This window comes from Candidatus Thorarchaeota archaeon (assembly GCA_013388835.1).
Classification (GTDB): Archaea; Asgardarchaeota; Thorarchaeia; order Thorarchaeales; family Thorarchaeaceae; genus JACAEL01.
In genome coordinates, this window is sequence record JACAEL010000024.1 from 1 (window position 1) to 11,841 (window position 11,841).

At 55.3% G+C, this 11,841-nt stretch carries 10 protein-coding genes; 1 reads left to right on the plus strand and 9 read right to left on the minus strand.

Annotated features, from left to right (window positions below; all coding sequences use genetic code 11):
* The 9 genes from HXY34_04900 to HXY34_04940 all read right to left on the minus strand — a co-directional run.
* Positions 1-1,037: RsmB/NOP family class I SAM-dependent RNA methyltransferase (locus tag HXY34_04900; protein NWF95456.1), on the minus strand; the 1,037-nt coding region annotated here is incomplete at its 3' end.
* A complete protein-coding gene (locus HXY34_04905) occupies positions 1,034-2,701 on the minus strand; it encodes an aldehyde dehydrogenase family protein (protein ID NWF95457.1) in 1,668 nt (555 codons plus the stop codon). The genes HXY34_04905 and HXY34_04900, both read right to left, overlap by 4 nt.
* A 74-nt stretch (positions 2,702-2,775) precedes the next feature.
* On the minus strand, positions 2,776-3,261 hold the full coding sequence (locus HXY34_04910; GenBank protein ID NWF95458.1) for a GNAT family N-acetyltransferase: 486 nt from the start codon (positions 3,259-3,261) through the stop codon (positions 2,776-2,778).
* A 66-nt stretch (positions 3,262-3,327) separates the two neighbouring features.
* Positions 3,328-4,443 carry a radical SAM protein gene (locus HXY34_04915; protein NWF95459.1) on the minus strand — a complete coding sequence of 372 codons (1,116 nt, stop codon included), beginning with the start codon at positions 4,441-4,443 and terminating at the stop codon, positions 3,328-3,330.
* A gap of 58 nt (positions 4,444-4,501) precedes the next feature.
* The gene (locus tag HXY34_04920; GenBank protein NWF95460.1) at positions 4,502-5,626 is read right to left on the minus strand and encodes a (Fe-S)-binding protein; all 1,125 of its coding nucleotides are present in this window, start codon (positions 5,624-5,626) and stop codon (positions 4,502-4,504) included.
* Entirely contained in the window at positions 5,623-7,047 is a 1,425-nt protein-coding gene (locus HXY34_04925; protein ID NWF95461.1) for an FAD-binding oxidoreductase, read from the minus strand. Before HXY34_04925 ends, HXY34_04920 begins: the two co-directional genes overlap by 4 nt.
* An 8-nt stretch (positions 7,048-7,055) precedes the next feature.
* Positions 7,056-8,297, minus strand: a complete 1,242-nt coding sequence (locus tag HXY34_04930) for a (Fe-S)-binding protein (protein NWF95462.1) — start codon at positions 8,295-8,297, stop codon at positions 7,056-7,058.
* A gap of 1 nt (position 8,298) precedes the next feature.
* Complete coding sequence (gene glpB, locus HXY34_04935; GenBank protein NWF95463.1) at positions 8,299-9,663, minus strand: anaerobic glycerol-3-phosphate dehydrogenase subunit B; 1,365 nt, start codon at positions 9,661-9,663, stop codon at positions 8,299-8,301.
* 2 nt (positions 9,664-9,665) lie between these two features.
* On the minus strand, positions 9,666-11,321 hold the full coding sequence (locus tag HXY34_04940; GenBank protein ID NWF95464.1) for an FAD-dependent oxidoreductase: 1,656 nt from the start codon (positions 11,319-11,321) through the stop codon (positions 9,666-9,668).
* A gap of 178 nt (positions 11,322-11,499) precedes the next feature.
* On the opposite strand from HXY34_04940, the gene HXY34_04945 reads away from it, so the two are divergent.
* Positions 11,500-11,745: a hypothetical protein gene (locus HXY34_04945; GenBank protein NWF95465.1), complete on the plus strand. Its 246-nt coding sequence runs from the start codon at positions 11,500-11,502 to the stop codon at positions 11,743-11,745.
* Positions 11,746-11,841: the final 96 nt, after the last annotated feature.

The following is an 11,841-nucleotide window of genomic DNA, read 5'->3' on the forward strand; positions in this document are numbered from 1 at the left end:
GGATGGCTCCTGAACACCCCCGTGGAGGAGCATGGAGCGTCAATGAGAATTAGGTCCGCGTTGCGCACCGGGCACTTGGAGGCATCCGCACAGACCCATTGCACGTCATCCATGCCTAGACGCTTGCCCCTTGATGCAGCATCTACTAATCGGTCCATGCTCCTATCTGTAGCGATGAGGCGTCCCGAGCCGTTCATCTCCTCCCAGAGCAGCTGGGTCTTCATTCCGGGAGCGGCACACGCATCCCACACGGTATCGCCCTCTTTTGCCTGCAAAGCCTTTGCGGCAAGCACACTCGCCTTGTCTTGAACGAGAATCTCGCCGTTGCGAAAGTGGTCTGAAGTCACTAGGTCACTTATGCCCGAAGACACACGAAAGACACCTTGAACTTCCGGGTCTCTCATGAAGCGAAGGTTGTGCGACCCAAGCTCTGCGACTACCGCCTCCTCCTCGGCCTTCAAGCGATTGACACGGATGAAGTAGTCCCGTGAAGAATTGTTCGCCTCCATCAGCATGATGGCCTCAGACTCGGTCATGTTCTTCAGGAGTGTCTCCACCATGAAAGTGGGATGAGAATACAGCACACTGAGTCTCTGTACTTCCGGGAGGCGATTAGCAAGGGCTGTCAGGTCTCTCTGCGTAGCGCGTCTGGCAGCTGCATATGCGCGCTTTGACATGAATGGATATAGCGTTCGTAGGCGGCTCAGAGGGGTGCTCTGTATTGTGTATTCATAGACAAACGCCCTCAATGTTCCCTTCTCCCAAGCCGTGAGCGACTCTGTGGTGCCGCGGCTCGAGGACTTGGAGATTAGGAAGTCAATCGTGTTGAGCCGTTTCAACACGCCCAACACAATCGCCTTGACTCCAGAATAGACCACGCTGTCGACATCAGTGGCATTCCTTAGTCCATGTAGCAGTGAGTGCAGTTCATCGTGGGACTTGTTGTAGCGACCAAGAATCTGAGCTGCTCGTAGTCTGATTGTGCGTTCTGACTCGAGGGGTCTCCCATCGCTTCTTGCATCGAATGTTGTATTCACATGAATTCACAACCCGGCCCAACATGAACATACTTCATGCGAGTCAGCATTACAGGGAAGTACTTCGCCCCGATGATTCCGGAGTTCTTGTAGCCACCGAGGTGTGGCATGTGGGGGTCGAAGTAGAGATGGTCCTGACTGATGTTTACTCCTGCCGCCTCGATTCCCTTTGCCCACTTCAATCTGACGTTCACGTCATCAGTGTAGATTGAGGACCTGAGGCCGAATCTGGAGGAATTCGCTATATTCAGTGCCTGTTCGACACTGGACACCTTCATGACAGGGAGAGCAGGTGCAAATACCTCCTCCTGCATCACCCGCATGTCAGTGGATGCATCTACCAGCACCGTGGGTTTGTAGAAGAAACCTGCGGGGTCCTCCTTCCCTGTATAGTCACATCGAAAGCCCCCGGTTCTCACCTTGGCACCCTTTGCCAGTGCATCCTCCATCTGATCAAGTAGGAGATACAGTGCGGTGAGTCCCACCGGTGGGAGGCTGACTTTAGGATCAGAGGGACGCCCAATGCACAGACGCTCGGCCTCTTCCACCACTAGGTTCACCAAGTCGTCATGCAAGGTGTCCTGTACGAGAAGACGCTTGACAGCCATGCAGGCCTGACCGCTTCCTAAGAACCTCCCCTTGACAATCATCTTTGCGGCAAACTCAAGGTCAACGTCTCGCCCCCAGACCAGTGAGGCATCACTTCCAGCCAGCTCTGGCGCCATCTGAATTCTATGCCTGGTCGCGTCAGCCCACAGCTCGACACCCGTCTCGCTATCACCGTACCAGACAAGGGCGCCCACGGCAGGGTCTGTGATGAACCGGTCCATCATACTCTTCCCGCCTCCAGTGACGACCTGCATGATTGCAGGTGGCAGACCGAGTTCGAGAAACCTTCTCATGAAGATCCTTCCGAGCATCATGGTACTGAGAGGCACTTTACTCGGTGGTTTGAGTATTGTTGCATTCCCTGCAAGGATAGACGAGGTTATACTCAGTATTCCCAGTGCAAGAGGGGAGTTGTAGGGGGTGAATAGACATGCGACACCATAGGGCTCCCTGAAGCGGTAGTTCTTGCCTCCGTCTCTTCCTGGTGTCTCAATCAGGTCCAGTTCACGGCCCCAGAGCTCGAAGGTCTCACGTTCCAGATACTCTGTGAACATCGACCATGTCCACTCGAAGGTCTTTATTGGCACGCCCTCTTTCACGGAGACGTCCCTTACAACCTCGAACTGCTTCTTCACTTCTAGGCCTGCCTGAAACAGCGCATCGATGCGTTCATCTAGAGTAGTCCCCATACCACTCCTTCTGAATGGGTTGTAGAGTGCATGGTGGTCTCGGACCCCGGCAGCAATTGCAGTGCGTATGTCCGTCTCTCTGGCTAGACACACTTGTGCGTACACGACGTCATCGAGTTCGTCGTTTGAGTACTTGGGTACACCATGAGCCCTGCGATAGTCGCGGAGATAGCGCATCTCAGGTGTTGAGCTTGGGATTAGGCTTGGCAACTTGGAGAAGACTATACGTTGGCTTCCCTTTGCTTCTCTCATCTGCAAAGCGATTGCGAGGCCCGGGTCAACAACCACACGGTCCATGTCTGGAAATGACATATATCGCCCTGTGTCGACTTCAGTGCCATCCACCAGAACGGGGTACTTCTCCATCAGGTGACCTCCGAGAGTCAAGGGCCGTTGCCCCCTCTTGCTTCTAATAGCCTTTCTGTTCCTGCTCAGTGAACTCACAGCAGTCGTTCGTACATCTGCACAAGCATTCCCTCATCTTGATAGTAAGGCTCACCCCACGGGCGGAAACCGAACTTCTTCATCAGTCTCTCTCCAATCTCATGTCCAACTAGAATGTTGCAGTAGTTGCGCACACAGCCAAGCTGTCGACCATACTCTGCGAACTGAACGTACATTGCCGATGCAAGACCTGAATCACGACACTCTGGGACGACCGTCTGTTGTTCCCCATAGAGTCCCTTCTCTGTACGAATGGCCTTGTAGACACCAACAATCCTGCCGCGGAGCCGCGCGCCGAAGTAGTGGTATCCATTTCTCATGTCCTCCACAATCTGCTGGGCGGTGTAGCATCGCTTCTTGCGCCATGATTCAGGGTACTCTGACAGTAATGGCCACACCGTCCTGAAGAGCTCTGAGATCTCTTCAGCGTGTTCTTCGCCGAACTCAACTATCCGGATGTGTTCATTGTCCCTACGGGTCATTGTCATTCTGCTCCGTGTCATCAGGACTCGAGACTCGGAGAGAGATGTATCTCATTCTCACCAAGTCTACGCGTTGTGTCGTGCCCAGTCATATGCTTCTTGGATTGGAGTACATCCTCCGCACTTGTGACACCCTGCACTTGTATCAGCGGGGTTAAGACCACTTCGATAGAGCAGGGCGCCTACTCTCTTATAGAAGTCGATATTCTCCTCACCGCGTCCCACATAGCTTGGAACAAGACCAGAGAGGCGGCTGCCCGATGCGGGACGGAATGGAGTCACAACAGGTAGGACCCCCAACTGACAGACGTCCTCTGCCATCTTGAGGGTTGAATCTGTGTTCTCACCGAGACCGTGAAGCAGGAAGGTACTGACGTTGCCACGTCCAAAGTGGCCTACAGCCTTAGTCCAGCATCGTCTGTATAGGTCAGTCGGTCCGTGGATCTGCTTTCCCGGGCACATCGACATCCTGAGCTTCTCGTCTGCACACTCCAGATGCATACCGACGGCGTTCACTCCTGCTGCAGCCACTCTCTCTATGTGCTCCAAGTCAGTGGGAGGCTCGAACTGAACACCAATCGGGACATCAGAAAAATCCCTTATGCGCTTCACTATCGCGACGATCCGGTTGATGCCCATGTCCTCGGACTCTGGCGTACCTGTCGTGATGAGAAGGTCGGAGACAACTCCTTCAGCCAGAGCTGCCCTCACGACATTCGCGATCTGCTCAGGGGTCTTCTCAAGAATTGTGTCACCGGACTGAAGGGATGTCGGGATGGTGCAGAACCTGCACTGTTCACCAGTCTTCCAATACCTGCACATCTGGTATGCAGTCGTGGCCAGAGTGCTGCTCCCGTGAAGAAGGGCTATCTTGTAGAAGGGCACTCCATCAGCAGTACGCAAGTCATAGAATTGCGGACGTGGCACTGTCCTCAGCTCAAATCGGCCGTCGTACAGCCAGATCCGTTCATCGTCGGTGGGCTCGAGGACTGCGGATCCATATACTCTGGCTGACCTCGCGTCTCTGACTGCAACGCCACAGGCTCGCCCATTTGGTAGAATGAAATAGCGACTGCCGACCGGTCCAGCCCCGCCCTTTCGCACACCACTCTCCGTATCAGGCAGTCTGGCACCTTCGGTGAGGAGTCGTATCTTCAGCCTGAGCAGAGTCTCTTCGTCCATGCTGGGTCTGCATTGCTTCTGGTTATCTAATCAGTCTTAGCTTAGAGGCTATCACGGTTCATCGTGGTGCTGACCGATGCTCACGAAGCGCATGGAGGAGAAACTCGGAGAGGTCGAAAACCGCAAGCTTGTCTTCAGACTCTGAATCAAGCAGGTTCTTGCAGAAGGGACAGGCCGTCACAAGATACCGTGCACCAGTCCTCTGCGCATGGAGCACTCGCTCGGCGCCTATCGCTCTTGCAGCAGTGGGGTATAGGAGGCGAAGCCCTGCGCCGTTACCACAGCATGATGCGTTCTCTCGATTCCGTTCCATCTCCACGACGGGTCTTCCGGAGACTCGTTCAATCACGACCCTGGGCTCATCGTATATGCCTGAGTGTCGACCGAGATGACATGGGTCATGGTATGTTATGTCTGAGTCGACAGAGCCTCTCGGTAGAGTGTCGAGATGGCTGTACAGAAGCTGGCTCAGATGCACGACAGGCGTGTCAATCATAACACCTAGAGAGGCGTAGTCCTTTGTGAGAGCTCTGAAACACCCGGGACAACTGGTCACAATCGAGTAGACCTCTAGAGAGTTGAAGACCTCCGTGTTGTGTTCTGCCAACGCTTTGGCTTCTTCGGCAAAACCCGTTCTGAGGAGAGGTGACCCGCAGCACCACTCATCCCCCGTGACAACAATGTCAAGACCGAGAAACTCCGAGAGCAGCCTTGAAGTGCTGCGAGCTATGTTCCTCTCTCGATACGACGCTGTACATCCGACAAAGTAGGCAATCCTAGCCCCCTCGATGCCACGATCGGTCTGCCACTCGGTGCGATGCTCGTGGGGCTCTCCAAATGGGTTGTGATGCTGGTGGACGGCATCTCGAAGGCCGTCAAGGGCGGGGGGATAGGTCCCTGCCTCGACCAGCCTGACTCGTGCCTTCTCCACCGCCTGTGCGATGTCCACTCCCGGCAGACACCATGTGAGACAATGACTGCACTCAAGACACTGATAGAGCACATCGATGGCTCGTTCGTCCAGGTCCCGGACGCCCATTGCCTCTTGGTGCAGCAGTAGTGCCCGACCGTGAGGAGTGGGAGAGTCGGAACGCCATGCAAAGAACGTGGGACAGACGTGTCTGCACATCTTTGGGCATGCTGCACACATCCGCAACAATGAGTCGAGCTGCTCTTCCGTCACATTCGTCCCCCCAGACCCATCTTGCCGGGGTTGAGAATACCGTTCGGGTCGAGTACATCCTTTATCTTCTTGAGCACTTCGAATGCTGAGCCAAGCTCCGCCTCTGTATAGGTCGACCGAGTAAGGCCAATTCCGTGTTGATGGCTCATGGTCCCTCCCTCACGGAGGCAGGCTGCAACACCCTCATCCCAGACCTGCTTGTACTTGGCCCATGCGGACTCTGCATCAGCCTCGGACACGAAGAAGATCATGTATATGCTTCCGCCGTTCGGATACATGTGGGAGAAGTGTGACATGACAACAGCACCTTGCGCCTCCATTGAGGTCTTCATCGCGCGATACACCGATTCCAGCTTGTCATAGGTGGCCACGATGTCAATTGTGTCTCCGAGTGAATAGCCACTAGTAGTGAACTTCGTGGGGTAGTACATGTCGTACCGGTGCTCCCACCACCGCTTTGCTGGCCCTTCACCATAGTCCTTTGCACCACGATCAATACAGACCTCCACCGAGACTCTCTCATCCAGTTCCACGCGTTCTTGGGACCCGTCAAAGGCAAGCAGCAGCATACAGTCTCCCTCGGTGATGTCAAAGTGGCTGCTCATGCTCATGGCGGTGTCTTCTGGGTCGTAGAGGCGGACCACGGAAGGCACCACACCCCTTCGAAACACCTCTCGAATGGCGTCAAGTCCGCTGGAGACGTCCTTGAAACACATGCTACGAAATCGCCGCACCTGCGGAATCGGAAACAGCTTCAGTACCGCCTCTGTGATGACGCAGAGTGTGCCCTCGGACCCGATGAACAACTGCTTGAGGTCGGGGCCCACAGAATGCCGGGGTACCGCTTTGCACTCGATGACGGACCCGTCTGCAAGGACTACTTGCAGACCAAGGGTGAGGTCCTCTATCTTGCCGTATAGTGAGGACATCGAACCACCGGACCTCGTTGCAATGAAGCCACCTATGTTTGACGCGCGCAGCGACGTCGGAGTGTGCCCTGTTGTATAGCCATGCCGAGCGACCTCCTCCTCCAAGTCGATGCCGATGACGCCGGCCTGCACCCGGACCGTCATTGACTGATGGTCTATCTCGTATATCTTGTTCATGCGTTTCAGGTCCAACTGAATCCCGCCATAGATGGGCAGTGTACCCCCGCACGTCCCTGCACCACCGCCCACAGGTACCACAGGGACCTTGAGTCGGCTTGCGGCGGCTAGCACCTGTGACACTTCAGACACACTCTGAGGAAAGACCACGATGTCAGCAAGAGGCAGTCTCTCTCCAGCCCGTATCTTTGCCTCGCTCAGTGGCCATGCATCGTGGGCGTTCAGAATGCGGTCCGTCTCATTGACAATGCAATGCTCAGCTCCTACAATCTGCGTGAGCTCGTGTACAAGACTCTGCTTGAGTTTCGAGTCCAACTCTGTTCTCATCTCCTCAGAGGGAGTCGCGTTGCGATGAACACAGTCAGGTCATCCACTTGAACTGAGCTTCCGGCCTTGAACAGGCTGTCCTCAATCTGAGATGTGCACAACGGACAGGGTGCGACGACCCGGTCTGCTCCACATTTCATGATTCCAACTGCGTTCTCAACCGTGACCGCATCCGCCACGTCGCGAGAGTGATGAGCAACGAGTCCACCCCCACCACAACAGGAGTCAGAGACACCAGTACGTACCACCTCGACGCCGGGAATACCATCGAGGATGTCCAGAGCGTACTCCGACACTCTCCGCGATACATGTCTGATCAGATGGCAGGGGTCATGCACAGCCAGTCTCAATGTGTCCGAACCCGCTGCTCTTCGACTCAGTTCACTGATGACTCTTCCAAGACCTATCTGTTCCACCAGAAACTCTATGATGTGATATACGGGCAGACCCCAGTGCCTCTGAGTAGACATGTCTGTCAGATTCGATGTGCATCCAGCACACGTCGTGACTATCATCTCGGCTTTGACTGCGAGTGCTTTCTGTCGAACCGTTTCTGCAAGACGTTCTGCGTTCATCCTGTCGCCCATCAGACGTGAGGGCAGTCCGCAACACGACATCTCATCCATGACCGAATAGTCGACGCCGAAGTGATGCAGAATGAGCTTGGCTGCCTCTCGGACTTCCTGAGACCTCTCTTCAGCTTGACATCCGGGATAGTAGAGCACCTTTGCGCCGCTGGAGGTCCTGTCTGGAATATACGGAAGTGAATGGTGTTCAAGGTGCATATCGCGGCTCTCGGCCTTCTCCTCCGGGTCATCCCAAGGTGTGAAAGCCAGGGCGTGTTGCTCAATCGTTTCCCTGAGGCCATGAAGTGCTCGGGGTACCAAGTCCGGTCTGGTAGCAAACAGACGCGCCCGGACAATGTTGACGACCTCGGGAATGTCAACCTTCTTTGGGCAGACCTCTCGACAGGTGCCGCATCCGGTACACAGGTACACCTTGTCGCCAGTGGACCAGAACTCCGGAGGGGACCGGCTAAGCTCAACAGCGATGCTTCTTGGGCCACTGAAGCGGTCTACGCCGACAGCAGCCACGACGGGACAGTGGCCCAAGCATATTCCACAGTTCATGCAGGCCTCTACAGAGCGCACCACTTCTGACTCGTGCAGAGAATAGGGGATGATACGTTCTCTGGAGAGGGTGCCCAGTACGTACTTGTAAGCCTCTTCCTCGCCCATCTTAATCAACACCTCCGAGCTGTGATGAGTTGAGACCGGCGCGTCGTCCAGTTACCATTGCGACACCCAAGCCGCTCTTCTCCGACGAATAGTTGTATCCCGACAGCAGTGCGCCAGCCGCGAAGAGGTTGTGTGCTACAACTGTGCCATCAGGGTTCACTGGTCTGAAGTGGCTGTCAACGACAAGCCCAATACTGAACACAGGCTGCCCCCAGTATGGTAGTGCGACTCGAGTGGTGTGGTCGAAGGCCCTGCTGGCAGCAGCAGAGTAGAAGCCCTTGGTGACTGGTGTGATACCAAAGGCCGTTTCGACAGCGCCTCTCTCGTCAACCCTGATCCCGCCCCCGATATACTTGCCAGTAGCAAGGACCACTGACTTCGCTGAGACCTCCACTACTCTCCTCGGTCCGGTGCATGTGACGGTCACCACTGTCTTGTCCTCCTTCTTGGCACGTACCGCCTCGAATCCGGATAGTATGTTTCCTCCTGCGGACCCGAATAATGCCTCAAGAGCCAGTTGTAGTCTGAGCCCGGGCACTGAGGGCGGAAACGAGAGCAGCTCGAAGACAGTAACGCCCATTTCCCGCTCAAGGGTCTCACGGTTTCTCCTTGCATTTCTGATGCCGAGGACTGGTGGAAGTGCGACGTGTGTGGCACCAACCTGCTCAACGTGCGGTCTGAGGGCGTCCACTAGTGACAGCACAGTCCCTTCCAGATCCAAGTGTCTCGCTAGTTCTATTGAGGAGATGTTACACGGACCACCGCGAGGTGAGAAGCCTACCGTGCAGCTGGCTGTCTTCTTGGGGCGCTCTCTGGTTTCTGGTCCGGTCGAGATGTACGACCTCGCCGCTGCAACTGGATTGAACTCGGGGTGACCTCGTACTCCGGCAAAGAGGACGGTGTGGTCGCTCTCGGTCTCAATGCTCTTCGAGTACATTGTGTCCTGCACAAGGCATGTGGGTTTGCGGGTCCCAAGCACTGTCAATGGTAGAAGGTTGGCATCCATGCTACCTATGAACTGAAGACCCGGTCCGTTGATGTGTGACTTGAACCAATCGATGGACTCCTTGACTACTTCCTTAATCCCATCAGCAGACTCCTCACACCCTGACCAGTTCGCACCTGCAACGCAGTACGGATGAAGAGGGAATGCCTCTGGGAAGGCCGCCAGTCCTTCTGATGCGGAGCCGAACTGAGGGTGTCCTCCTGGCATATACCCGAGGACATCAATGGCACCTGATGACATGGACGTGGCGCCCTCTCCTTTTCTTATCAGGAGCACACGACACCCTCTTTGTGCCGCACTGGCTCCTGCGACCAGACCTGCCATCCCACCACCGATGACCAACACGTCAGTCTCAACCATATTCAGTCTCTCTCCTCCCATGGCTTGAGCTCGTAGTTGGTGTATTCCTGGTCAAGGTTGGCCACACAGGCATAGACCCCCTGTACGACCTCTTCCTGTGCCACCTGCTCTCCACGAAGAGGTGGTCGCTTCCCCTTCCAACGCTCGGCCAGAAAGTCGACTATCTCGGCTCTCATCTCCTGGCCGTCTAGGTCCAGCTCCTCAGCGAACACGGCTGCAGCCTTGAAGGTGCAGAATGTGCCCTGGCATGGACCAGTCCCGAGTCGAACTCTTCTCCGGAGGTCATTGATTGTGCGAGGGAACTCCTCTCGAATCGCATATCGAATCTCTGCTTCAATCACCGGTTCACAGGTGCAGATGGTGGTCTTCCACTCCGGATGCTCTCGTGTCATCTCAAGGACCTTGGTTGCATTCGTTCCCCTACGCGCACGAAGTCGTTCTACCGCGTGTTGAGACACCCCGTACTCCCGGGCAAGTGACACCACATCGACGTCGCTCTCGTTGCCTGGTAATGGTTCAATGTGTGTCCTGCATTGAGACTCTCTGCCAAGCTTTGCACAGACCAGATTCGTTGCAGCTTCAGCCATGTGGCGACACATCACTAGCTTGCCGCCCGTGAAGCTCACAAGTCCCCCGACCCCATCGCGCTCATGGTCTATTAGCTCATAGCCTCTCGTCACTTTCCCCTCCGGCTTCTTCCAGTCTGCAACGAGAGGCCGTACACCTTCCATCGTCCTGACTATCCGCGCCTCGCGTATGGATGGAATGACCCACTCGATGCTCTTCAGAAGATACTCGATCTCGTCCTGTTCCGTGACAAGCGTGTCTGGGTCCTCCCATGTATCAAGAGCAGTGGTCCCAAGCAGGACCGTGTTCTCATGTGGGAAGAGATAGATCATGCGCCCATCGACGGCCTTCGCAATAATCCCGACGTTGACCACCCGACGGTCCAAGACGACATGAGCTCCCTTGTTGAGACGGATCTCCAGGTCTGCACCAGCCATTCTTGCAACCTTGTCGGCCCAAGGCCCAGTGGCATTCACGACAGTCTTGGTGGTCACACGCTCCTTCTGGCGCGTCAGACGATTGAAGAACACAACCTCTTCCACAGCACCATCTCTAGTTGTGACCTCTATGACTTCGCAGTACGTCTTGATGTCTGCCCCATGAGACCGAGCGTCCATAGCTTGTAGAATGCACAGTCTGAATGGGTCGATGAAGAACTCCTCGAAGTACATGCTGGCAATCAGGTTCGGGTTGATCTTGGGCTCGATCTTCAACGAGTCCTCAGGTGTGAGGAAGAGCACGGGCGGCACCTCTCTGGATGCCGCGCGCTTGGAGTACTCCTCAGCAAAGCTGCCTCCCGAAGACAGGTCCCCCATCTCGAGCATCGGAGTCAGAATGGGGTTCTTCATTATCAGATGTCGGGCGATTCGGTTGAAGTGCACCACCTCCTCGGAGCACATGTCGACGATGTGTGGCTCCTCCATGTACTTCAGACCTGAGGATATCATGCCGGCACACGTCCCCACGGTTGCCGAAGCAATGTCGTCTCTCTCTATGAGCAAGGACTTGAGACCGCGCATGGCACAGTCTCGTACTACGGCAGTACCTGTACTGCCTCCACCAATCACCACAACATCGTATTCTTTCGGCATGGTATTCTACGTCACCACATGAGCAGTCGAGTGGCAGGCAAACTGTGGGGCATGGCATTGCAGGAGAGTATGGTGCGATACAACTCTTTCGGAAACATCCACGATTGGGTTAAAAGGAACGCCCTGTGGTGGTTGTCTAAATGATATGCGGCCATGGTCGCATAGGAGAATGGAACTGATGCCCACTTACAACTTGGGGACTCTAACCATCGTGCAGCATGATGTGAAGAAGCTGACTGACGCTCTCGGCATCCCAGAACACCGATTCAGCGACCTTGTTGACCTTGCCAAGAAGGCCTGGGAATTCGGCGATACGGTGAGTCAAAGCATGGAGTACATCGCGCAACGCGTCAACGGTTCTGAGTTGGTCCTTACTCTCGTTTTCCTTGGCCGCTACTGGGAAGAGAGTCAGGCTAACAAGTAGCGCGTGCGAATGAGTGGAGCGACTGTGGGCGCGTCACAGAAGCGTGCGGATTGCGTATACAGCCGCTGTGAATGCTCGTGAAGAGCAGCATGGGAC

Coding starts and splice junctions, on each gene's coding strand:
- HXY34_04905 (NWF95457.1), bottom strand. CDS start 2,701: ATGGAGAAGTACCCCGTTCTGGTGGATGGCACTGAAGTCGACACAGGG.
- HXY34_04910 (NWF95458.1), bottom strand. CDS start 3,261: ATGACCCGTAGGGACAATGAACACATCCGGATAGTTGAGTTCGGCGAA.
- HXY34_04915 (NWF95459.1), bottom strand. CDS start 4,443: ATGGACGAAGAGACTCTGCTCAGGCTGAAGATACGACTCCTCACCGAA.
- HXY34_04930 (NWF95462.1), bottom strand. CDS start 8,297: ATGGGCGAGGAAGAGGCTTACAAGTACGTACTGGGCACCCTCTCCAGA.
- glpB (NWF95463.1), bottom strand. CDS start 9,663: ATGGTTGAGACTGACGTGTTGGTCATCGGTGGTGGGATGGCAGGTCTG.
- HXY34_04940 (NWF95464.1), bottom strand. CDS start 11,321: ATGCCGAAAGAATACGATGTTGTGGTGATTGGTGGAGGCAGTACAGGT.
- HXY34_04945 (NWF95465.1), top strand. CDS start 11,500: ATGCCCACTTACAACTTGGGGACTCTAACCATCGTGCAGCATGATGTG.